This window comes from Streptomyces sp. NPDC003035, assembly GCF_042888285.1.
GTDB lineage: Bacteria > Actinomycetota > Actinomycetes > Streptomycetales > Streptomycetaceae > Streptomyces.
In genome coordinates, this window is the sequence record NZ_JBIAPJ010000003.1 from 291,312 (window position 1) to 313,012 (window position 21,701).

Sequence of the window (21,701 nt, forward strand, 5' to 3'; positions counted from 1 at the left end):
GGAGTTGATCTCACTCACCGGTCGCGTGGATGAGGCGACCGCTGCCTGGGCACCTGACATGGCGATCCGCCGTGAGGCTCGGTCGCTGGGAGGCATCTGGCTGTGCTGCCTCGGGGATGCGCTGCCCGTCGTCGATCGCAGGCGGCACACAGGCGTGCAGGACAGCCGCTGCCAAGCGGCGGTCCGTCGCTCAGCCCGAACCGACCATATTCGCAGAAAGCAGGAACCATGCCCGTTCGAGAAGAGAATCTGGACATTGAGGTCAAGGTCTGCGACGCCGTCACCGCGATCCTGACCGTCGGCGGCGAACTGGACATCGAGACCGCCACGCTCCTGCACCACCACGTCGCCAATCAGTTCCTGCACGGGCGCCGTCACCTCGTTCTGGACCTTTCGGCTCTGGGCTTCATGGATTCCTCGGGTCTCAACGTGGTGATCAAGGGAGCCCGAGAAGCCCGGGAGATGGGTGGGGATCTGCACCTGGTGGCACCGACTCCTGCCGTACGCCGCCTCCTCGAGATCACGGGGCTCCATGTGACGACACCTATCCACGCGGACGTCGAGGCGGCACTCGCGGACGTGCGGCAGAAGGATTCTGTCGCCGAGGCTCAGGCTCGACCCGCGAGCCGGGAGAGTGCGGAGTAACAGACCGCACGGGCCCCTGGAGCGACGCATGGCGTGTGGCCACGCACGGAGAGCGGCGCCAAGCCCTGCCTCGGTTCACGAGACCTTGATGCCGATCAGGCAGGTGTCGTCGTCCGTGTCCGACTTGCTGTGCAACAGCAGCCGGTCGAGCCTGCGTTCCAGTGAGGAAGCCGGGTCCTGTGCCGAGGCGAGCAGCTGGGACAGGGATTCCTGAACCGCGGTGTCCCTGCGCTCGACGAGGCCGTCGGTGTACATCAGCAGCGTGTCGTCCAGTTCGAGCTGCACCTCCCCCTCCTCGTACTCCGCCTCGGGAAGAGCGCCCAGGAGGAGTCCGCGGAGCAGGGGAAGGGTGCTGGCTTCCTCGCCGCGGACCAGTACCGGTGGCAGATGGCCTGCCCGGGCCCAGCGCAGGACGCGGGTTTCGGGGTCGTACACGCCGCACACAGCAGTGGCGGTGACCTGTTCGCTGAGGTGATGCGCCACGATGTTGAGCCACGACAGCAGCTGTCCGGGGCCGGCTCCGGTGACGGCGAGGCCGCGCATGGCGTTGCGCAGAACGACCATGCCGGTCGCCGCCTTTATGCCGTGACCGGCGATGTCACCGACGCACAGCAGGATGCGCTTGGACGGCAGGACCACGGCGTCGTACCAGTCGCCACCGACCAGGGACTCCGTCTCGGCGGGCCGGTAACGCACGGCGACGTCCAGACCCGGGGCGTCGAGAGGGGCGCGGGTCGGGGGCATGATGGCGTGCTGGAGCTGCAAGGCCAGCCGGTTGCGCTCCGCCGACTCCTGCTCCGTGTGGGCGAGTTGGTCCCGCGTGGCTGCCAGGGCCACCTCGGTCCAGTGCTGGGAGGAGATGTCCTGGTACGCGCCGCGCACGGCGAGGAGCCGGTCGTCGGCGTCGAGGACCGGTTCGGCGATGACCCGGATGTGGCGTGTGACCCCGTCGGGCCGCTGCAGGCGGAAGGCCGTGGAGGTGGCGCGGCGATGGTGCAGCACCGCCTGCAGGAAGCGGCCGATGGCCACGGCGTCGTCGGGGTGGGCGTGCTCGGCCAGGTCCTGGAGGGGCACCGGGTTTTCGGTGACCGCTCGTCCGTAGAGCGCGAAGAGCTGCCCGTTCCACGTGATGTCCCCGGTGACGAGGTTCTCTTCGAAGCCGCCGATGCGACCCAGGCGCTGCGCGTGCTGGAGAAGACTGGCCAGCCGTGCCGTCTCGTCCTCGATACGCCAGATCAGCAGGACGCTGTCGGCGTGCCGGCTGATGCTGAGGTCGGCGACGGCGGCCAGCGGCACCTGGTCCACCAGGGCGGTGAGCGTCATGCGCTCGGCGCGGAAGGGCTCGCCGGTGGCATAGACGCGTTCGATCTTCTCGAAGAGCTCGCTCTCGCCGCCCGCCGTCGGATAGGCCTCCAGCAGCAGGGAGCCGTTGACGGCGCTTCGTGGACGCCCGGCGGGATCCAGGAAGCGGTTGTTGGCGTGGCGGATACGGAAGTCCGTGAGATGGCCCGCGGGATCGAGCTGCGGGGTGAGGACGAGTGCCGGGTCGTACAGGCCGTCCGAGAGGTCCACGAGTTCCGAGACGTCGGCCGATTCCCGCGTGCCCGTCAGGAGCCCGACGGACGGCGGCAGGTTTTCGAGCGTGTGCGCGCACAGTTCGGCCAGGGCTTCGATCTGGCGGGCGATGGCCGGGGAGTGGGGTGTGAGCGCCTCGGGCCAGCAGATCTCGAGGACTCCGTGGATACGGCCCCCCGTACCGGCGGGCAGTGCGACGCGGCCGCCGTCCAGGGACTGGGCACGGCCGATGGTGGGCAGGCCCACCGAGGAGAGGGACTCGATCCGTACGGTGCGTCGCTCGTCGAGGGCCTGTCGGGCCACGGTGGAGACGCCCGGGGGGACGTACCGCCAGCGGTTCGCCTCGTCCTCGCTGAATCCGGCGTGGCCGCAGAGGGTGAGGGAGGCTTCCAAGCCCGCTGCCCATACGGCCACGGCGGTCGCTCCCAGCGGGGCGAGGGCGTGTTCCAGAAGGGATTCGGCGACGGCTTGGGTGTCGCTCGCGGCGAGCGCGGCGCTCTCGGCGGTACGCAGCCGGACGGCGACGGACGGGGCGGGCTCCTTCTCCGGTCCGTTCGCGTGCCGGACGAGGTCTTCCGCCACCGCGGCGACCTGGTCGTGAGCGGCCTGGTTGACGATGTCCGCGGCGAGTTCGAGCGAGGACAGGCCGGCCTGCTGGGCCAATTCGGTCAGCTGGCGTGCGGCCTGTGCCGGCCCGCACCCGAGCCGTTCGATCATCACGCCTTTGGCGAGCTCGATCAGGGCTCGGCCCTCGGCGGCGGCGTGCGCGGCGCGTACCTCCGCGCGCAGCCGTTCCACCGTGGCCGCCAGGCGGCCGACCGTGGACGCCTGATGCCCTGCCTGCGCGGCCGAGGCGAGGTCGAACCGGGCCGCCGACGGGTCCAGGCCGTGGCTGGGTTCGGTATTGCTGAGGCCCGCTTCCATCGAGGTGATCACCGAGGGGGCGGTGATGTCCTGGGCCGAGCCGCTGAAGGGACGCTTCTCGTCGGAGCTCCCGCGGGCGGTCATGACGTCACCCGCGCGTCGTGCTGCGGGTTGAGCCAGCGACGGACACAGGCGATGAGATCGTTGGCGTCGACGGGCTTGGTGACGTAGTCGCTGGCACCCGAGGCGAGGCTCTTCTCGCGGTCGCCGGGCATGGCCTTGGCGGTGACCGTGATGATGGGCAGGTCGGCGTGGTCGGGCATCTGCCGGATCTCGGCGGTGGCGGTGTAGCCGTCCATCTCGGGCATCATCACGTCCATGAGGATCAGGTCGATGTCCGGGTGCTCGGTGAGCGCCTCGATGCCCTGGCGGCCGTTCTCCGCGTGGACGACCTGGATGCCGTGCATTTCCAGGATGCCGCTGAGGGCGAAGAGATTGCGGGCGTCGTCGTCGACGACGAGGACGGTCCGGCCGTGCAGCGAGTCGTCCACGCTCTGTGCGGTCGGACGCGCTTCCTCGATACGGACCAGGGGCACGACGTCGCCCGGCTGCTCGGCGGAGAGGTACAGGGCGATCCGCTCCCGCAGTTCGTCCAGGCTGGAGAGCAGTTCCAGGGGCCGTTGGCGGGCCCGGTCCTGCAGCGTGGATTCGAATGCGGCGTCGAGGCGCCGGTTGTTGTGCGCGAGGACGGGGACGCTGCGCAGCGCGGCGTCCCCGTCCATCGCGTCGAGGAAGTGCATGGCATCGCTGTCGGCCCGGTCGAGTTCGAGGACCACGCAGTGCACGGGTGCCGTCGCCAGGGCGCTGGCGGCTTCCTCCGGTCCGACAGCTGCCACGAGTTCGATGGTGGCGCGGTCGTGGCCCCCGGCGAGCTCGGCGACGGCGCTTTCGGCGACGAGGGACAGCAGTCCCCGCGGGCGTTCCTCGATCACGAGCAGTCGGCGGGGCTTGCGCGGTTCGCTCTCCGCCCGGACGGAGCGGCGGATGTCGGAGGGCTCGGCCACGGTCGAGGAGCCCGCCGTGCCGGTGTCCTGGGTGGTCCCCGCGGTCTCGCGCTGGAAGCCGAGGCGCCTGACCGGGAGGTAGAGGGTGAAGGTGCTGCCCTGGCCGGGGCTGCTTTCCGCGGTCAGCGCACCGCCGAGCAGGTGCGCGATCTCGCGGCTGATGGACAGGCCGAGACCGGTACCACCGTACTTGCGGCTCGTGGTCCCGTCCGCCTGCTGGAAGGCGCCGAAGATGGCTTCGAGATGCTGCTCGGGGATACCGATGCCGGTGTCCTTGACCCGGAACGCCAACACAGGTCCGTCACGGTGGACCGAGGCGGGAAGTGCCGCTTCGGCGGCTCGCTCGATACGCAGCTCCACGCTGCCCTGCTCGGTGAACTTGACCGCGTTGGAGATCAGGTTCCGCAGGACCTGTCGCAGACGGGAGTCGTCGGTGACCAGATCGGCCGGGACACCCGGGGCGGTGGTGATCGTGAAGTCCAGGCTTTTCTGGGTCGTCATGGGCCGGAAGGTTGCTTCGACGTAGTCGAGGAGCTGCCGCAGCGCGACGCGCTCGGGGTTGATGTCCATCTTTCCGGCCTCCACCTTGGACAGGTCGAGGATGTCGTTGATCAGCTGCAGTAGGTCGGACCCGGCCGAGTGGATGATGCCCGCGTACTCGACCTGCTTGGCCGTGAGGTTGCGGGTCGGGTTCTGAGCGAGCAACTGGGCAAGGATCAGCAGGCTGTTGAGCGGGGTACGCAGCTCGTGGCTCATGTTCGCCAGGAACTCGGACTTGTACTTCGAGGCCAGCGAGAGCTGCTGGGCGCGGTCCTCGAGTTCCTGCCGGGCCTGCTCGATCTCCAGGTTCTTGCCCTCGATGTCGCTGTTCTGGGCCGCGAGCAGCGCCGCCTTCTCCTCCAGCTCGGCGTTGGAGCGCTGGAGTTCTTCCTGCTGCACCTGCAGCTCTTCGGAGCGGGCCTGGAGTTCACGGGCCAGGCGCTGGGATTCGCCGAGCAGTTCGTCGGTGCGGGCGTTGGCGACGATGGTGTTGACGTTGACGCCGACGGTTTCCATGAGCTGTTCGAGGAAGTCACGGTGGACGGGCGTGAAGGCGGTGAAGGAGGCCAGTTCGATGACGCCGAGGACCTGGTCGTCCACCACGATGGGCAGCACGATCAGGCTGCCCGGTGCGGTGCGGCCCAGGCCGCAGGAGATGCTGATGTAGTCGGCGGGGACTCCGTCGGCGGCGATGGTGCGCCGGCTGCGGGCGGCCTGACCGACGAGTGACTCCCCCAAGGCGAAGCGGTCGTGGCCCGTGGTGCCAGCGGGGCGGCCGTAGGAGCCGACCAGCCGCAGTTCGGTGCCTTCGGGGGCTTCCTCAGCCAGGTAGAAGGCTCCGTACTGTGCCGAGACCAGCGGGGTGAGCTCGTCCATGACGAGCTCGGCGACGACGGCCAGGTCGCGGTGGCCCTGCATCAGCCCCGAGATCAGGGCGAGGCTGGACTTGAGCCAGTCCTGCTCCTGGTTGGCCCGCGTCGTCTCCCGCAGAGAGCCGACCATCGCGTTGATGTTGTCCTTGAGCTCGGCCACCTCCCCGGAGGCGTCCACGGTGATCGAGCGGGTCAGGTCGCCCTCGGCGACCGCGCTCGCGACCTCGGCGATGGCGCGGACCTGCCGGGTCAGGTTCCCGGCCAGCTCGTTGACGTTCTCGGTGAGCCGCTTCCAGGTGCCGGAGACTCCCTCGACCTCGGCCTGGCCGCCGAGGCGGCCCTCGCTGCCGACCTCCCTGGCCACGCGCGTCACCTCGGCCGCGAACGAGGACAACTGGTCCACCATCGTGTTGATGGTGGTCTTCAGCTCCAGGATCTCGCCGCGGGCGTCGACGTCGATCTTCTTCGACAGGTCGCCGTTGGCGACGGCGGTGGTGACGAGGGCGATGTTGCGGACCTGCCCGGTCAGATTGTTCGCCATGGAGTTGACGTTGTCGGTGAGGTCCTTCCAGGTGCCGGCCACGTTCGGCACCCGGGCCTGGCCGCCGAGCCGGCCCTCGGTGCCGACCTCCCGGGCCACGCGGGTCACCTCGTCCGCGAACGCCGAGAGGGTGTCGACCATGGTGTTGATCACCGCGGCGAGTGCCGCGACCTCGCCCTTCGCCTCGACCGTGATCTTCCGCGACAGATCACCGCGCGCCACCGCCGTGGCGACCTGGGCGATCGAGCGCACCTGCCCGGTCAGGTTGGACGCCATCACGTTGACGTTGTCCGTGAGGTCCTTCCACGTACCGGATGCGCCTCGTACGGTGGCCTGGCCACCGAGATTGCCTTCGGTGCCCACTTCGCGGGCCACGCGGGTCACTTCGTCGGCGAACGCGGACAGTTGGTCGACCATCGTGTTGATGGTCTCCTTCAGCTCCAGGATCTCGCCCCGGGCCGCCACGGTGATCTTCTGCGACAGGTCCCCCTGCGCCACCGCCGTGGCGACCTGGGCGATGGAGCGGACCTGCGCGGTCAGATTGCCCGCCATGAAATTGACGGAGTCGGTCAGATCCCGCCAGGTGCCCGAGACACCCTTCACATCGGCCTGGCCCCCGAGGATGCCTTCCGTACCCACGTCACGGGCCATGCGCGTGACCTCATCGGCGAACGACGAGAGTTGGTCGACCATCGTGTTGATGGTCTCCTTCAGCTCCAGGATCTCGCCCCGGGCCGTCACGGTGATCTTCTGCGACAGGTCACCCTGCGCCACCGCCGTGGTGACCTGGGCGATGTTGCGGACCTGCGCGGTCAGATTGCCCGCCATGAAATTGACGGAGTCGGTCAGATCCCGCCAGGTGCCCGAGACACCCTTCACATCGGCCTGGCCCCCGAGATTGCCCTCCGTGCCGACCTCACGGGCCACCCTGGTCACTTCGTCGGCGAACGCGGACAGCTGGTCGACCATCGTGTTGATGGTCTTCTTCAGCTCCAGGATCTCCCCGCGGGCGTCCACGTCGATCTTCTGCGACAGGTCACCCTTCGCGACCGCCGTGGCGACCTGCGCGATGTCACGGACCTGGGTGGTGAGGTTTCCCGCCATGGCGTTCACCGAGTCGGTCAGGTCCGCCCACGTGCCGGAGACGCCGGGTACCTCGGCCTGCCCTCCCAGGGTGCCTTCGGTGCCGACCTCGCGGGCCACGCGGGTCACCTCGGAGGTGAAGAGGGACAGCTGGTCGACCATGCCGTTGAACACCGTGGCGATCTCGCCGAGCAGGCCGTCCGCGTCGTCCGGCAGGCGCGTGCCGAAGTCACCGTCGCGTACCGCCGTCAGTCCGGCCAGGAGCTGCCGCAGCTCCGGCTCCCCCACCTTGCCCGTACCACGCGCGCGTGTCCGGGGTACACGCGCGTTGTCGACCGTCGTCTCAGCCATGACCATTCCTCGTTGAACGCTGATAGGAGCCCCGCCGGAGAGCCGGACACCGCCACGGCCTCGCACAGGCCGCCCCCCTCGTCGGCAATCATTGCCGTACGACAAATACGAGGCAGCCTACCCCGTTGCAGGTGACGGGCGAAAGCCGCGCAGGCTTTCTGCAATTGGCGTACATACGCCTCGGCTCTCGGGGTATGTGGCGCTCACCGCCCGGTCCGCTCTGGTCGGCGGGCACCGAGGGAGGGGAACATCATGAGCGTGATGGCAGCGTCCGCATCAACGGCCACGGCTACGGCGAAGGCTCCGGTACTGCCCGAGGTGGCGGCGCCGCACAAGATGGCCCCGAAGGACGCCCGCTCGCTCTCCCAGCTGTTCTTCGACCAACTGGCCGTACTCGAAGAAGGCACGCGCGAGTACCAGTACGCGCGCAACACCTTGATCGAGATGAACATGTCGCTCGTGCGGTACGCCGCCGGACGCTTCCGCGGCCGGGGCGACGACATGGAGGACATCACGCAGGTCGGCATGATCGGCCTCATCAAGGCCATCGACCGGTTCGACCTGTCGCGCGAGGTGGAGTTCACGACCTTCGCCGTGCCGTACATCGTCGGGGAGATCAAGCGGTTCTTCCGCGACACCTCCTGGGCGGTCCATGTCCCGCGCCGGCTTCAGGAAGCCCGGGTCGAACTGGCCAAGGCGACCGAGGAACTCAGCGGCCGTCTGGGCCGCGCCCCCACGGTCAGCGAGCTCGCCACCCTGATGAACCTCTCGGAGGAGGAGGTCATCGAGGCCAGGGTCGCCGCCAACGGCTACACCTCCTCCTCGCTCGACGCCCCCATCGGCGGGGCCGACAGCTCCGACGGCGAGGGCGCCTTCGCGGACGTCATCGGGACAGAGGACCCCGCCATGGAAAGGGTCGAGGACTTCCACGCCCTCGCTCCCCTCATCACCGCCCTGAACGAGCGCGACCGACAGATCCTCCACTTCCGCTTCGTCGACGAGCTGACCCAGTCCCAGATCGGTGAGCGGCTCGGCGTCAGCCAGATGCACGTCTCACGCCTGCTCTCCCGCGCCCTCGCCTCCCTCCGCAAGGGCCTGCTCGCCACCGAGTGACGGTCGCCGCGGACAACCGGCACCCGGCAACCCCGTGAGGGCGTCGCCCAGTCCTTCGAGTCCTCGCGCCAGCGCCACCTGCGCCGACCTGTCGAGCGACGCGAGCATGCCGGTCATCCGGTCGAGTCGCTGCCTCCGGACACTGTCGAGGGCTCGCTTGCCTGCCTCCGTCAGCGCGAAGTCCACCCGGCGGCGGTCGTGGGACGCACGCCGGCGGGACAGCAGACCGGCTGTCTCCAGACGACCGCACAGCCGGCTCACCGATGGCGCGCGGGATCCCAGCCGCTGTCCCAGTACGCTCGCCGTCATGTGCCCGGCGGCGTCGATCACCGCCAGCGTGCGCTCCTGCGTGCGCGGCAACTGGTGCGCCGCGGCGAGCTCGTCGCTCTCCCAGAGGGAGACGAGCATCGCGGCGGCCCGGCGTGCTTCCTGGTCACTCACGTGCGGGGGCCGGTGCGGTGAGGTCATGGAGTCCGGCTGTCCGTATACGTCGCGTTGATGTGCGACAGCCCACTGTTTTCCGGCGATCAACGGTCGCCGATCCCGGCCGCGCGTGCGGCGCGACGCCGGCCCCTGGCTCCACCTCGAACCCACACCCGGTGGTGCCCGCATCGCCGTCCGTGACGAAAGCCCCGCCCAGCCCGCTCAGCGAGCGCCCGGTGTCACGACCGCCACCGGCGGTTTCGGACTCCACCTTGGCCCGGACGACACATCGGTGCGCATACAGGGACGTTCCGCGGGCACATGGTGATCCGGACGGGGTGAACGCCCCGGCTTGCCATGAGCCCTTCCCATACATTACGAATGGAAAGCGTTGCCGCACGGCAATGCTCTTTGTGGCCTGAGGCCTCGGACCGCAGCGGCCCCGAGCACATCCCACGATCCGACGCCATGGAAGAGGACGCATCGCGTGAACGGGCAATACAACGCCAGAATCAACGGATCTGACGTGGGAATCACGCGAGCACCGCGGTGAACCTACGCTCCCGCCGGCCGCGTCCCGCACCCGTGGCCACGCTGCCCGCGCCCCTCGCACCCGAGGATGTGGCGCTCGTACGGGCCAGTCTCACCCTCGTGGAGCCGCGGTCCGAGGAGATGGCGGTGTACTTCTACGCCATCCTCTTTCTGCGCCATCCCGAGGTTCGGAGTCTGTTCCCGTCGGACATGGACGTCCAGCGGGACCGGCTGCTGCGCGCCCTGCTCCGCATCGTGGACCTGGTCGACGACGCCGACAACCTCGTCCGCTTCTGTTCCCGGCTGGGCCGCGACCACCGGAAGTTCGGTACCCTCAACGCCCACTACGCGGCAGTGGGCGAGTGCCTTCTCGACGCTCTGGCCCGATTCGCGGGACCGGCGTGGAGCCCCGAACTGGCGGGCGCATGGCAACGGGCGTACGCCACGGCCTCCCGCACCATGATGCTCGCCGCCGACGACGACACCCGGCTGCGTCCGGCGCAATGGACCGCCCGGATCGTCGACCACCGCCGGTACGGCCACGACATCGCCGAAGTGACGGTGCGGACGGACGAGCACTACCCCTATGCGGCCGGCCAGTATGTGAGCGTGGAAACCCCGTGGTGGCCCCGGCAGTGGCGCTCCTACTCACCCGCCAACGCGCCCCGGCCGGACTCGACGATGACCTTCCACGTGAAGGCCGTGCCCCAGGGCCGGGTCAGCACCGCCCTCGTCCGCCAGGCACGACCGGGGGACTTCCTTCGACTTGGGCCACCCGAGGGTGACATGACCTTGCCGCCCGACTCGCACCGAGACCTCCTGTGCGTGGCCGGCGGCACCGGGCTCGCTCCCATCAAGGCGTTGATCGAGCAGGTCGCGGCAGAGCGCTCGGACCGTGAGGTCGCGCTGTTCATCGGAGCCCGCACGGCCCGGGAGCTCTACGGCCTGGACGACATGCTCCGTATGTCGCAGCGGCACCACTGGCTGAGTGTGCGGGCCTCCGTCTCCCATCAGCGCATCCCCGGAACCGAAGGCAGCCTTCCCGAGGTCATCTCCGAGTTCGGTCCATGGGGCGGTCACGAGGTGTTCCTCAGCGGACCGCCCGGCATGGTCACGGCAGCGGCGCACGTGCTCACGGAACGAGGGGTACCACGCGAGCGGATCCATCACGACCCGCTCGATGTGCCCGTGTTGGACGCCCCGTTGGAGCCCGCCCGCCTCCCCGAGGACGAGACGCCCACGCCGTGGTCCTGAGCCGGTGCGCCGGCCGGAAGCCCGTGGCCGGCGGCCGCGTCAGGTGCCGCCCGCCTACGGTCCGCGGAAGTCGAGGGAGAGCACGAGACCGCCGTCCGGTGCGACTCCGTACGCGGTGAGTTCGCGCAGGACGGCCTTGGGGGTGTCCGCGCCGGGCAGGTGTCGCGTACGGGTGATCGCCCGGCTCACGGCCTGCTCGAAGGCCGCGTGGGCCGGGTGTGAAGCCGGCAGGTCCGGACCGCAGGCGACGAACAACAGCCTCTCCCGCGGCCGGGTCCGCAGATGCTGGGCGGCGTAGACGGTGTCCTCGAACATGCCCAGCGGGAGCTGCCTCTCCAGCTCCACCCGCTGCGCCGTCGACCCGGACACGCGCCACACGCTCGGGGAGCCGGCGTCGACGATCTGCGCCTCTCCGGTGCGCAGGTCGAAGCACATCAGCAGGGTGGACAAGTGCCTCCTGCCGCGGTGCTGTCCGTACAAGGCCTGGTCTGCCAGGGCCGCCTGGCCCGCGAGGTCGAGGCCGGCGCGGCGGGCGTTGCGGATCGCGTTGACGGCGAGGTTGTTCACCAGGCCGGCCTCGGCATCCGTTCCGGCGCTGTTGGCGACGACCAGCGTGAGCTGGTCCGCCGAGGCCGACCAGTCGAAGAGGTGTCCGCCGGAGGCGTAGGCGGGTTCGCCGTGCGCGTGGAGCTCGAACTCCTCGCGCGAGCACGAGCGTCCCGGCATCAGCTCCCACTGCATCTCGGCGGAGAGGGTGAGCGGGCCGTTCCGTCGTGCTTCGCGGTACACGTCGGTGTGCCGCTCGGCCACCCTCAGAGCATGACCCAGCATCTGGGCGATGGCTCCGAGATGATCGAGCAAGACCTCGGGCGGCTCGTGGCCCTGCGGCAGCGTGACCACAAGAACTCCATACCTGTCACCTCGAACCGCCACGGGAAGGTACGCCGTCACCGTGGGGCCCGCCCCGGTGGAAAGATATGGTTGTTGCGCGGAGAAGACCCTGCCCGCTGGGCTCGACTCCACCGGAACCGGCCCTCGAACGGCGTCACAGGGACCAAAGGGACGGAGACTGCTCAGCCCGTAGTCGATCAGCAGCAGGTCGACAGCGGTTGCCGCGAAGTGCTGCGCAAGATGAGTACGGAGGGAGTCCAGAAGGCCATGGGGCGGTGCTCCGCGCAAGGCGCGTTCCACCATCACACGTCGTTCCACCGAACCATTACCGCTTTCTGGGGAGATGTGGAGACTAGAAACGTGGCGCACAAGAAGCGCCGCCGGCCGAGGACGTCTGATTCGGAGTGTCACTAGATATGGACGCGAACCCCGCCTCTTCTCAGCGTCGGCCGCAGGAGACCGCTCAGGCCGCCCGCGAGCTCATCGAGCTCCTGGAAGTGCTGTGGGAGCGCGGCAAGGACATGGTGTCCTCGACCCCCGTCTCGGCGTCCCAGCTGCGCGTCCTGTACTGCCTCGACCGGGATGAGGGCATCAACCTGCGCACGCTGGGCAAGGTCCTGGGTTCCGCTCCCCCGTCCGTGAGCCGCCTGTGCGACCGACTGGAGGCGCTCGGGTTCGTCCAGCGGCTCCCGAGCCCGGTCAGCCGGCGCGAGCTGGAGCTGCACCTGACCACGCGGGGCAAGGCGTACCTGCACGATTTGAGGGCCCAGCGCCAGGAGGCTCTCCTGGCGGTCATCGACTCGATGACCCCGTCGGCGCGCAACGCGCTGCTGAAGGGGCTGACGAGTTTCCAGGACGCGCTCGACGTTACGGGCGGTGTCCCGCAGCGATCCTCTTCGGTCAAGGGCGTCCGGTCCGCCTGATCCGGCCGCACGCGGACTGCCGAGTCGATTCGCACTCCCGACTTCTCACTTCCGATGCTGGGACGTCACTGTCGGCACCTCGCGGCCCGACCCATGGTGTTGCCTCAAGGGTACAGTTGTTTGGAGGCAACTATTGACAAGGGTTGCCGCGGGATGGGCGGGGAGGCTGCGTGTACGGCGACAAGGCCCGGATCATCGTCACGGAACTGCTGGCGAGCGGCTCGTGCGCCGTCCTGCGGGTGACGGGGGAGCTGGATCTGCGGACCGAGACGGATCTGCTCGACCAGGCCGGAAGACGACTCGCCGACGGACGCCGATACCTGGTCCTGGACCTGACCGCTCTCGCCTTCTGCGATTCCCGCGGCCTGAACTGCCTGCTGTCGCTGAACTGGCTCTGCGGGCACATGGAGGGCCGGCTCCTGCTCTCGGGTGTGGGCACCCAGGTCATGCGTGCAGTGACGGTCAGCGGCGCGGGCAAGGTCCTTCGCTGTTTCCCCTCCGTCGGCCATGCCCTGGCTGACGTACCCGGCGCCGAACGGCCCCCGTGGCCTCCTCCGCCCCCTCTGCCACAGAGCTAGGAAAGGTGAACGCAGCGGGGGAACAGCGGCCCCGCACCGTTCCCCCGTCCCGCTCTCGGCGAGGTCCCGGTCCGGCGGCTCACCGGTTGTCCGCCGGCTCCAGCGCCGCCCGCCGGAGGCCGTCGCACACCCGCCCGGACGTATACGGCTATCCCCGGCGTCCCGGGGCAGGAGAGATATGGTTGCGGTCCGGAGTGAAGCGGAGTGTCACGGCATGAGCACAGATCCCGGCCCCCGTCCGAAACCCGCAAAAGGTGCCGCCCAAGCCGCGAGTGCCGTCATCGAACTGCTCGATGTCCTGTGGGAACGGAGCAATGACGCCACCGCCTCCTCGTCGGTCTCCGCCTCCCAGCTACGGGTGATGTACTGCCTGGAGCGGGAGGAGGGGATAAACCTCCGCCGCCTGGGCCATCTCCTGGGGGCCGCCCCTCCATCGGTGAGCCGACTCTGCGACCGCCTGCAGGCGATGGGCTTCGTCGAGCGCACCCCCAGTCAGGTGAGCCGCCGCGAATTGACGCTCCGCCTGACCAGCCGCGGCAAAGCCCACCTGGCCGAGCTGCGAGCGCTGCGCCAGGAGATCCTCATGGCGCCGATCCAGAACATGCCGCCCGCCGCCCGCGCCGCACTGCTGGACGGCCTCAGCGCCTTTCGTGAGGTCCTGGAGGCCTCCGAAACCGTCCGCGAACACGCTCCGCCGCGCACCTCGCCACAGAGCGCCTGAGGCCGGCCGTCCGAGGAGCACACCCAGGAGCGCCCCCAGGGGCGCCAGGAGCCGGCTAGAGGGACCCGCCGGCCTCCACCCCGTCCCCGCCCTCCGGCCGCCCGTGCCAGTCGAGGCAGACCACCAGGGCGTCGTCGTCCAAGGGCGTCTCCCCGTGATACCCGGCGAGCTCGCGCAGCACCGCTCCCGGCACCTGAGCGGGGGGCAGCAGCCGGGTGGACAGCAGGGAACGGGCCAGGGCCCTTTCCCCGTAGCGCTCCCCCGCCGGGGAGGACGCCTCGTAGACACCGTCGCTACCGAACAGCAGACGGTCGCCCGACTCCACGGTGAACCGCTCGGGGACGTAGACCGTGTCCTCGAACATGCCGAGCGGCAGCTGGGCGTCGAAGGAGACGGCCTCGACCGAACGCTCCCGCAGCCGCCACATACGCGGGGAGCCGGCGTCCACCGCCTCGACCTCGCCGGTGTCGAGGTCGAAACGCAACAACAGCACCGAGACGTACGCACTGCCTCGGTACTGGGCGTACACCGCCTGGTCCGCGAGCGCCGCCTGGCCCGCGAGGTCGAGGCCGGCTCGGCGCGCGTTGCGCAGCGCGTTGACGGCGAGGTTGGTGAGCAGGGCGGCCTCGATGCCCTCCCCCATGCCGTTGGTGACCGTCAGGGTCAGGTGGTTGGCCGAGGCGGACCAGTCGTAGTTGTCGCCGAAAATGGCGTAGGCGGGTTCCAGGTGCGCGCCGAGGGCGAACTCGGGGCGTACACAGGAGCGCCCGGGCAGCAGCTGCCACTGCATCTCCGCCGCCAGGGTGAGCCGTGCCGCGCGACGGGCCAACACGTACAGGTCGGTGTCACGCTCGGCGACCAGGATCTCGTGGCCGAGGGCCTGGCAGACGTGTTGGATCTCGGGCAGCAGCGACTGCGCGTAGCGGTCCTCCGGCAGCCTCACGGTCAGCACGCCCATGCGGTCGCCACGGATGGTGACGGGCAGATGGACGTCGAAGGAGCCGTTGTTCCGTGTCACGCACGGTTCTTGAGCGCCAAAAGCACGCCCCTGGGGCGAGTCGTGAATGAGCACCGGCTCCGTCGTGTAGGGCACGCTCTCCACGGCTTGCAGCGAGCGCATTCCGTAGTCCGCCAACCGGAGTTCGACACGCTCGGCGCCGTACTGCTCCTTGAGCGCGACGGTCACCACATTCAGCAGGGTGTGCGGTGCAGCGCTGCGCAGAGCCCGCTCAACAGCGGCAAATTTGTCCACGTCATCCAGCTTCTCTATGTGCCGGGAGCCAGACCCGGCAGGCCAGGGCCAAGCACGCTCCCACGCCAGCCAGCGTACGACGGCCCGCGGCACAGTCACACTCTCTATCCTACGAATCCAGCACAACATTTGCTACACGGCAATTATATTCGGGTATTCCCCGGGCAGAGGTGCACAGCAGATCACACGCAGCGGCAACACAGCTGCGGAAAACCGACGGCTGAAGGCAGGGGTGGGACATGGGATCGGCTGTGCGCGTGCCGCAGACCCGGGACATGGCCGGCGAAGAGCTCTCGGGGGACGAGGCCTGGGTGGCCCTGAGGCGGTACGGCGGGCGCGAGCTCCTGACCGACGCCTTCCTCCGATTCCGGTACGCCGACGGCTTCAGCCACTCCCGCGCTCTGGCCTTCCAGGTCGCACTCGCCGTCGTGCCCTTCATGATCGCGCTGGTCGGGGTGGCGTCCACCCTGCACTCCGACGGCATCGGCCGGACGGTCGAGCTCACCCTCACACAGATCGCACCGGGCGCCAGTTCCGAGCTGATCGAAGATGTCCTCGGCGCGGGGCGCCGCAGCGCCGGCACCGATGCGGCGGGCGCGCTGGCGATGTGGCTGGGGCTCGGCTTCGCCGTGCTGAGCCTGGTCTCGGCCATGGCACAGATCGAACGCGGCGCGAACCGCATCTACGGGATCGAACGCGACCGGCCCTTCGTCCGCAAATACGGCAGGAGTCTGCTGCTGACCGTGGGGGCAGGTGTGCCGATGGCTGCCGGGTTTCTCGTCCTGGTGGCCGGCGACACCCTCGCCGAGGCCGTCGTCACCGCGTCCGGCACCGCCTCCGGCCCTGCGGCCGGTCTGCCCCAGTGGTGGCACTGGACGCAGATACCCGCCGGTGTCGCCCTGGCGGTGATCGCCTCCGCGGTGCTCTTCCGCTGGGCCCCGCGTCGCCGCCAACCCGGCTATACGTGGCTGGCCTTCGGATCGGCCGTCCATCTCGTCCTGTGGATCGCCACGACCTGGCTGCTGGCCCTCTACGTGGAGTACAGCGGCTCGTTCGGCGCCGTGTACGGCCCGCTCACCGCCTTCGTCGCCCTGCTCCTGTGGGCGAATCTCACCGGCATCGCTCTGTTCTTCGGCGTCGCCTTCGCCGCTCAGCTGGAAGCCGTACGTGCCCAGATCAGCGAACCGGTCCATCCGGACCCCGGCACGGACTTCTGACCCGCGGCCGTTTCAAGGGCCGGACGCACGGCCCAGGCGACGCAGTGTGAGGGCCAGGGTGTCGTCGGGGTGGTGGACCACGGTGTGCATGTCATCGGCGATGGCGCTGGGAATCTCGTGGATGGGGCGTCCCGCGTTGCGGGTGGCCGATGCGGCAAGGCGTTGTTCACCCTCCAGGGGGTCTCTGCGGCTCTCCGTCAGACCGTCGGTGTAGAGCATCAGCAGGTCACCCGGGTGAAGGTGGCTGCGCAGGACCTGTTCGCTGCCCGGCAGGGGGTATCCCACGCCGCGACCGGGTACTTCGAGGTACTCGGTCGGCCCGTCGGTCCGTACGACCAGGGCCGGCGGGTGGCTGCCGTTGGCCAGGAGCAGTTCCCCGTCGGCGGGGTTGATCCGGGCCAGCAGCACGGTCGCCATCAGTTGGGGGTCCATGCCGTTGAGGACTTCGCTGGCACGACCGACGATGGCTTTCATCGGATAGCCGTCCAGCGCGAGCGTACGGACGGTGTGGGTGACATCGAGTGCGGCGCGGGTGCTGCCCACTCCGTGGCCGAGCGCGTCGACGACGGTGATGTGGACGCTCCCGTCGGGAAGGACGAACCAGTCGTAGAGGTCGCCGCCGGTGGGGGCGTCGGTGTCGGCGGGTGCGTAGTGAACGGCGAGTTCGAGGCCCGGGACGCTCAGCGGCGCCGGCCGCAGGGCATCCTCGAGCTCGCGCAGCATCTGTCCGTGGGCGCGGCGCAGTTGCTCGTCGCGTTCTTCGAGCTGGACGTAGAGAGCGAGGACGCCGCTGTTGGTCTCGTCCAGCTCGGCCTTCAGTCGCTGGTGGTCGGCGCCGAGGGCGTCGAGGTCCGCCAAGAGGGCGGCCAGTTCTTCCTCGGCCGCATCGTCCGAAGCAGCCGCCTCAGGCTCCTGCCCAGGAGAAGGGAGAGCGATGCGCCATTCGACTCCGCCATCGGTGGCCACAGCGGGAAGCGGGAGCTTCGCCAGGGTCCCGAGGGCCGTCGGCAGAGAGGTGGTGAGGGCGAGCGTCAGTGTGCCGACACCGGCCGGCTCCTCCCGCGGTCCGCGCCGAGTGGTGATACGGACGCTCTGCCCGTTCTCCAGGTCGGCGCGGGCCACCGCCGCGACGGAGGCGGTGAGTCGAGCGCGGATCCCCACCGGCAGACCGTGTGTGTCGGCGAGACGGCGCACTGCCCGCCGCACTTCGGGCAGTGCGGACAAGGGGCGTTCGCCGTAGGTGTGTTCGGTCATCGCAATCCCGTAAGGCTGAGTGCGGAGGCGTCGTCTCGTGACCGGCGGTGACGGTGGGCCAGCGCTGCCGGCAGAAGTTCCGCAGGAAGGCGGAGCAGGAAGGGGGACGGGTCGTGCGACCAGCGGGACTCGATGCCGTCCGAGTGCGCGAGGAGGATCTGGCCGGGTTCCATGGCAGCGCTCTGCACCTGCGGGGAGGGCAGGTTCCATCCGACGACTCCCGGCCTGCCGTCGAGACGGCGCTGCACGTGATGGACGGACAACAGGCAGAGCCGAATGTTACCGACACCGCAGAACTCCACGCCCCCGGCGAGGAGTCGGATCAGGCCGACCGCGGCGCCACGGGTGTGGCGCAGGGATCGGTGCAGTGAGCGCATGATGTCGGGCAGCGACTGGTCGCTCGTGTCGCGGAAGACCTGCAGCGCGCTGCGGGTCGCCCGGGCCGCCGCCTCTCCGTGACCCAGGCCGTCCACGACAGCGGCCGTGAGGCCACCGCCCGTTTCGAACACGACGCAGCCGTCACCGCACTCCTGCTCGCCGTCGGCGGGCAGACACACCATGCCCGTACCGGGTGCGGTCGTTCTGCCGACGGCGCTGATACGTACCGACGCGACCGTTCCCTCCGGCACGTGGGTGCGGATGAGGAAGTCGGTGGCGACTCGGCCCACCGCCCCGAGGCCCGTGCCCAGGGTGCCCGTGGTGGTGTACCCGTCGGTCAGGCACCGCTGGAGCTCGGCCATGCCGGGGCCACGGTCGACGGCGAGGATCTCCACCCCCTCCCCCATCGGAAGCGGCTGCAGGTAGACGATCCCGTCGGTCGCGTGCTTGTACAGATTGCTGGCCAGCTCGCTCGCCACCGCGGCCGCTTGATCGGGCCACGACGCCTCCATGCCGCAGCGCACGGCCATCTCGCGGGCGCGGGTGGTGGCCAGGTGGACGGCGCTGTAGTGGTCGATGGGCACGTGGTGGGTGGGCGGCCGCAGGTACGGGCGAAGGGTCACCGGTCGGTCCACCGGACGGCGGTCACCGTGGTGCCCTGACCGGGCGCGGAGCGCACCTCGAACTCGTGCATGAGACGCCGCGCTCCGCCCAGTCCATGGCCCAGCCCCCCGCCGGTGGTGAATCCGTCCGTGAGCGCCCCTTCCAGGTTGGCGATGCCCGGGCCGTCATCGCGGACGATCAGACGCAGGCCCACTGCGCCGGCCCGGCGCAGACACTCGATCGAGAGCACGCCGCCGCCTCCGTGGATGAAGGCGTTACGGGCCAGTTCACTCGCCGCGGTGACGACCCTCGTCTGATCCACGAGGCTGAACCCGAGCTCCTGCGTGGCAGCGCGCACCGCATGGCGGGCCCGCAGAAGGTCCTCCTCCGTACGCACCAGGCACTCGACGGGGGTGCTGCTGCCCGTGCCTCCGAAGTCCCTCGGGCCGCGGGAGGTGGCGAGGGAGCCTCGCTGGGCTCCGACGTGCCCGCCCGTCGCCGTCGCCGTGGCGCCCCCTGCCGACCTGGGTGACCCGCCGGACCGTGCCGGTCCTGCCTCCTCGGAGCGCATCACACTGACATCCCATCCACCGTCGGTTGCCCCGGCACCGATCCCGAGCCGGTCTTCGACCAACCCAGGGCGGCCATGCCCTGCTCGGCGTTGAGCGCCGTCTCGACACCGGTGAGGTCGATGCCCAGCTCCACCAGTGTCACGGCCACGGCCGGGCTCATACCGGCAACGATCACCCGCGCCCCCAGCAACTGAGCCATCGTGCTGAGTTCCATCAACGCGCGCGCGACGAACGAGTCGATGATCTGCACCCGCGAGATGTCCACGAGGACGCCACGCGCTCCGTCGTCCGCGATGCGGGCGGTCAACTCCTCGGCCAGCGCCACGGCCGACGTGTCGTCCAGTTCACTGAGCAGCCCGGTGACCAGGGTGTCGCCCAGTCGCAGGATCGGTACACGGGCGGATTCCGGTCGGCTCATCGCTCCACCCGCCCGTGGTCCGTCCCCCCTTGCACCGCGCCCACGGCACCCGTGGCGGGTTCCTGCCGGGTCAGTTGCACGGCGGTCGCCAGCGCGTCCGCGAGGCTGGCGCGGGTCAGGATGTCCGACAGGTCGATGCCCAACTGAACGACCGTCTGTGCGATCGCCGGCCGGATTCCGCTGACGATGCACTCGGCACCCATCAGCCGCACCGCCTTCACCGTCTGCATCAGGTGTTGGGCGACCGAGGTGTCCACGGTCGGAACACCGGTGATGTCGATGATCGCGACCAGCGCCTCGTCCTTCTGGATGGACTCGAGGAGGTTCTCCATCACCACCTGGCTGCGGGCCGTGTCGAGATTGCCGATCAGCGGGACGGCCAGGACGTGCCGCCACAGCCGCACCACCGGCGTCGACGCCTCCAGCAACTGCCGGCTCTGCCGACGGATGATCTCCTCACGGCGCTCGACGTACGTCTCGAACGACAAAGCGCCCGCCGCGTCCAGGACCCGGTTGATCAGCACAGCGGCTTCGTACAGGTCGTCCTTCTCGAACGACTCCTGCCGTACTGCCTCCAGGAGAGCTTCCTTGAGCCCGAGCACGGCCGACGAGGTGGCAGTGGGAACCGCCCCCACCCTCGCCCGGCGCAGCGACATGTCGACCACGGTCTCCCGTAGTTCACGCTGCCGAGTGACCACGTGGTCGACCGGAACGTCGCTCTCCATCCCCGCGCGCAGAGCGGCGACGAGCGCGTCGGCCTCTTCGCGGAGCTCGGTCTCGTGCACGGTCTGCCCGCCGGGATCAGCACGTTCCTGCTGCAGCTGTACCCATCGGTCGGCGATCTCGGCGCCGCGCCGCGTCAGTAGCTTGGCCAGACGTTCCCGTACGGCGGACTCGGTGGAACTCATCCTTCGCCTCTCAGACGCCCTCTGCTTGCGTTACCCGGCCGAATCGACGACCTGCTCAAGATAGTAGCCGTACGACAACTATTCGAGCAGCCCCGGCCGCCGCCGAAGCCGAGCACGCACGCGGAAAGGAGAGGCGCACCCTCGCACCGCACCGAACGCCGCATCCAACGCCGCATCCAACGCCGCACGTCAGCAGCGCGCGGTCAGCGCGTCGGGCGCCGCTGACCCGCCGCCCGGGAAGGGCAGCCCCGAGCCGGCCGACCGAGGGCACCGGTCACCTCTCGACGGTCTTCGGGTCCACCACTCGGTCGGCCGGGGGCGGTTCCTTCCCGCCGCCGACCCCACAGCCCGTCGGCGCCGTCGGCCCCGGAGACACGACCGCCGCCCTCCCCATCAGCTTCTTCGTCATCGAACTCCTCGAAGATCACTCCGCGGCGCGTATACCCCCGCGCCGCATTCGAAACCGCATGGAACCGGCCATCTCCCACCGCCACGAGCGGACGCTCACGTGTGAAGCCCCGGCCAGGCCCCCGAGCGGCACGGAGGCAAGCAGAAAGCCACTTACCGTGTGCAACCCGCCCTAGTCGGGCAGACGCACGCCGTACGGACACCCAGAGGCCGAGCAGGGGGTTCCACCTATGACAACGGATGAAACGTCAACCGTTCGGAAGGAGACCCTGGAGCGGGCGCGTGACGTGACGGCGGCGACCGCCCGGGACGAGGTGCGCGGATTCCTCGACGAGCGGTTCTGCCGCGAGCAGCCGGCGACGAGCGAGGACGTCGTCCTCGCCGACGCACTACTGGTGGCCTCGGAATTGGTCACCAACGCCATCCGACACGGTGGCGGCGTCCGCGCCTTCAGGCTGTCCCTCGCCGACGAAGGCCTCTGGATCACGGTCACGGACCGCAATCGGTCCTGGCCCACCGCTCCTGCCTCCGGCTCGGGATCCCCGCGTCCCGGAGGGTTCGGCTTGCGACTCATCCGGCGCCTCAGCAAAGAGGTCACCATCACGCCCGCGCCCGGCGGGAAGTCCATCCACGCGCTGGTGCCGCTGAGGTGAGCCGCCTTGGCGCTCAGCAGGTCGTTCGTCGCCGACCGGCCGCGCCGCGAGGTGTACGAGACCTGTCTG

18 protein-coding genes are annotated in these 21,701 nt (G+C 69.6%); 8 read left to right on the top strand and 10 right to left on the bottom strand.

Annotated elements, in window-relative coordinates; genetic code table 11:
* Positions 1-228 precede the first annotated feature (228 nt).
* Positions 229-645 (top strand): STAS domain-containing protein, encoded by a 417-nt coding sequence (locus tag ACFYV5_RS11015; RefSeq protein WP_389166996.1) that lies wholly within the window; start codon positions 229-231, stop codon positions 643-645.
* Between the two features lie 75 nt (positions 646-720).
* On the opposite strand, the gene ACFYV5_RS11020 is transcribed toward ACFYV5_RS11015, so the two are convergent.
* Together ACFYV5_RS11020 and ACFYV5_RS11025 are read right to left on the bottom strand one after the other, a co-directional pair.
* Positions 721-3,228, bottom strand: a complete 2,508-nt coding sequence (locus ACFYV5_RS11020; RefSeq protein ID WP_389166999.1) for a SpoIIE family protein phosphatase — start codon at positions 3,226-3,228, stop codon at positions 721-723.
* Positions 3,225-7,535, bottom strand: a complete 4,311-nt coding sequence (locus ACFYV5_RS11025; RefSeq protein ID WP_389167002.1) for a HAMP domain-containing protein — start codon at positions 7,533-7,535, stop codon at positions 3,225-3,227. The genes ACFYV5_RS11020 and ACFYV5_RS11025 overlap by 4 nt, the downstream gene beginning before the upstream one ends.
* Before the next feature lie 261 nt (positions 7,536-7,796).
* Between ACFYV5_RS11025 and ACFYV5_RS11030 the strand changes: the two genes are divergently transcribed.
* Positions 7,797-8,648 carry an RNA polymerase sigma factor SigF gene (locus ACFYV5_RS11030; protein ID WP_389167828.1) on the top strand — a complete coding sequence of 284 codons (852 nt, stop codon included), beginning with the start codon at positions 7,797-7,799 and terminating at the stop codon, positions 8,646-8,648.
* Here ACFYV5_RS11030 and ACFYV5_RS11035 read toward each other — a convergent pair.
* Complete coding sequence (locus ACFYV5_RS11035; RefSeq protein WP_355114232.1) at positions 8,589-9,116, bottom strand: MarR family transcriptional regulator; 528 nt, start codon at positions 9,114-9,116, stop codon at positions 8,589-8,591. The two genes, ACFYV5_RS11030 and ACFYV5_RS11035, sit on opposite strands and share 60 nt — an antisense overlap.
* Positions 9,117-9,656: 540 nt before the next feature.
* On the opposite strand from ACFYV5_RS11035, the gene ACFYV5_RS11040 reads away from it, so the two are divergent.
* Positions 9,657-10,856 (top strand): globin domain-containing protein, encoded by a 1,200-nt coding sequence (locus ACFYV5_RS11040; RefSeq protein ID WP_389167005.1) that lies wholly within the window; start codon positions 9,657-9,659, stop codon positions 10,854-10,856.
* 54 nt (positions 10,857-10,910) lie between these two features.
* Here ACFYV5_RS11040 and ACFYV5_RS11045 read toward each other — a convergent pair whose 3' ends face one another.
* Positions 10,911-11,756, bottom strand: a complete 846-nt coding sequence (locus ACFYV5_RS11045) for a PP2C family protein-serine/threonine phosphatase (protein ID WP_389167008.1) — start codon at positions 11,754-11,756, stop codon at positions 10,911-10,913.
* Between the two features lie 407 nt (positions 11,757-12,163).
* Between ACFYV5_RS11045 and ACFYV5_RS11050 the strand changes: the two genes are divergently transcribed.
* The 3 genes from ACFYV5_RS11050 to ACFYV5_RS11060 all read left to right on the top strand — a co-directional run bounded on the left by ACFYV5_RS11050 (position 12,164) and on the right by ACFYV5_RS11060 (position 13,969).
* The gene (locus ACFYV5_RS11050; protein ID WP_355114226.1) at positions 12,164-12,670 is read left to right on the top strand and encodes a MarR family transcriptional regulator; all 507 of its coding nucleotides are present in this window, start codon (positions 12,164-12,166) and stop codon (positions 12,668-12,670) included.
* Positions 12,671-12,840: 170 nt separating this feature from the next.
* Positions 12,841-13,248, top strand: a complete 408-nt coding sequence (locus ACFYV5_RS11055) for an STAS domain-containing protein (RefSeq protein ID WP_389167011.1) — start codon at positions 12,841-12,843, stop codon at positions 13,246-13,248.
* A gap of 214 nt (positions 13,249-13,462) precedes the next feature.
* Positions 13,463-13,969 carry a MarR family winged helix-turn-helix transcriptional regulator gene (locus ACFYV5_RS11060; protein WP_389167014.1) on the top strand — a complete coding sequence of 169 codons (507 nt, stop codon included), beginning with the start codon at positions 13,463-13,465 and terminating at the stop codon, positions 13,967-13,969.
* Positions 13,970-14,024: 55 nt separating this feature from the next.
* Here the strand turns inward: ACFYV5_RS11060 and ACFYV5_RS11065 are convergent, their stop codons facing one another.
* Positions 14,025-15,221, bottom strand: coding sequence for a PP2C family protein-serine/threonine phosphatase (locus ACFYV5_RS11065; protein ID WP_389167017.1), 1,197 nt, complete (start codon positions 15,219-15,221; stop codon positions 14,025-14,027).
* Between the two features lie 239 nt (positions 15,222-15,460).
* Here ACFYV5_RS11065 and ACFYV5_RS11070 point away from each other — a divergent pair, with 239 nt between their 5' ends.
* Positions 15,461-16,438 (top strand): YihY/virulence factor BrkB family protein, encoded by a 978-nt coding sequence (locus ACFYV5_RS11070; protein WP_389167020.1) that lies wholly within the window; start codon positions 15,461-15,463, stop codon positions 16,436-16,438.
* 12 nt (positions 16,439-16,450) lie between these two features.
* Here the strand turns inward: ACFYV5_RS11070 and ACFYV5_RS11075 are convergent, their stop codons facing one another.
* From ACFYV5_RS11075 to ACFYV5_RS11095, 5 genes are all read right to left on the bottom strand, one after another.
* Positions 16,451-17,692 (bottom strand): PP2C family protein-serine/threonine phosphatase, encoded by a 1,242-nt coding sequence (locus ACFYV5_RS11075; RefSeq protein ID WP_389167023.1) that lies wholly within the window; start codon positions 17,690-17,692, stop codon positions 16,451-16,453.
* Positions 17,689-18,693: a SpoIIE family protein phosphatase gene (locus ACFYV5_RS11080; RefSeq protein WP_389167026.1), complete on the bottom strand. Its 1,005-nt coding sequence runs from the start codon at positions 18,691-18,693 to the stop codon at positions 17,689-17,691. Before ACFYV5_RS11080 ends, ACFYV5_RS11075 begins: the two co-directional genes overlap by 4 nt.
* Positions 18,690-19,073 (bottom strand): ATP-binding protein, encoded by a 384-nt coding sequence (locus tag ACFYV5_RS11085; RefSeq protein ID WP_389167830.1) that lies wholly within the window; start codon positions 19,071-19,073, stop codon positions 18,690-18,692. The genes ACFYV5_RS11080 and ACFYV5_RS11085 overlap by 4 nt, the downstream gene beginning before the upstream one ends.
* Before the next feature lie 170 nt (positions 19,074-19,243).
* Positions 19,244-19,663 (bottom strand): STAS domain-containing protein, encoded by a 420-nt coding sequence (locus ACFYV5_RS11090; RefSeq protein ID WP_355114215.1) that lies wholly within the window; start codon positions 19,661-19,663, stop codon positions 19,244-19,246.
* The gene (locus ACFYV5_RS11095) at positions 19,660-20,571 is read right to left on the bottom strand and encodes an STAS domain-containing protein (protein ID WP_389167029.1); all 912 of its coding nucleotides are present in this window, start codon (positions 20,569-20,571) and stop codon (positions 19,660-19,662) included. The genes ACFYV5_RS11090 and ACFYV5_RS11095 overlap by 4 nt, the downstream gene beginning before the upstream one ends.
* 638 nt (positions 20,572-21,209) lie before the next feature.
* On the opposite strand from ACFYV5_RS11095, the gene ACFYV5_RS11100 reads away from it, so the two are divergent.
* Positions 21,210-21,632 carry an ATP-binding protein gene (locus tag ACFYV5_RS11100; protein ID WP_389167032.1) on the top strand — a complete coding sequence of 141 codons (423 nt, stop codon included), beginning with the start codon at positions 21,210-21,212 and terminating at the stop codon, positions 21,630-21,632.
* Positions 21,633-21,701: the final 69 nt, after the last annotated feature.

Excerpts from the sequence above, each read along its gene's own strand:
- ACFYV5_RS11020 (WP_389166999.1), bottom strand. The coding sequence starts at position 3,228 with ATGACCGCCCGCGGGAGCTCCGACGAGAAGCGTCCCTTCAGCGGCTCG.
- ACFYV5_RS11100 (WP_389167032.1), top strand. The coding sequence starts at position 21,210 with ATGACAACGGATGAAACGTCAACCGTTCGGAAGGAGACCCTGGAGCGG.
- ACFYV5_RS11095 (WP_389167029.1), bottom strand. The coding sequence starts at position 20,571 with ATGAGTTCCACCGAGTCCGCCGTACGGGAACGTCTGGCCAAGCTACTG.
- ACFYV5_RS11090 (WP_355114215.1), bottom strand. The coding sequence starts at position 19,663 with ATGAGCCGACCGGAATCCGCCCGTGTACCGATCCTGCGACTGGGCGAC.
- ACFYV5_RS11015 (WP_389166996.1), top strand. The coding sequence starts at position 229 with ATGCCCGTTCGAGAAGAGAATCTGGACATTGAGGTCAAGGTCTGCGAC.
- ACFYV5_RS11050 (WP_355114226.1), top strand. The coding sequence starts at position 12,164 with ATGGACGCGAACCCCGCCTCTTCTCAGCGTCGGCCGCAGGAGACCGCT.
- ACFYV5_RS11075 (WP_389167023.1), bottom strand. The coding sequence starts at position 17,692 with ATGACCGAACACACCTACGGCGAACGCCCCTTGTCCGCACTGCCCGAA.
- ACFYV5_RS11030 (WP_389167828.1), top strand. The coding sequence starts at position 7,797 with ATGGCAGCGTCCGCATCAACGGCCACGGCTACGGCGAAGGCTCCGGTA.
- ACFYV5_RS11060 (WP_389167014.1), top strand. The coding sequence starts at position 13,463 with ATGAGCACAGATCCCGGCCCCCGTCCGAAACCCGCAAAAGGTGCCGCC.
- ACFYV5_RS11035 (WP_355114232.1), bottom strand. The coding sequence starts at position 9,116 with ATGACCTCACCGCACCGGCCCCCGCACGTGAGTGACCAGGAAGCACGC.
- ACFYV5_RS11070 (WP_389167020.1), top strand. The coding sequence starts at position 15,461 with ATGGGATCGGCTGTGCGCGTGCCGCAGACCCGGGACATGGCCGGCGAA.
- ACFYV5_RS11025 (WP_389167002.1), bottom strand. The coding sequence starts at position 7,535 with ATGGCTGAGACGACGGTCGACAACGCGCGTGTACCCCGGACACGCGCG.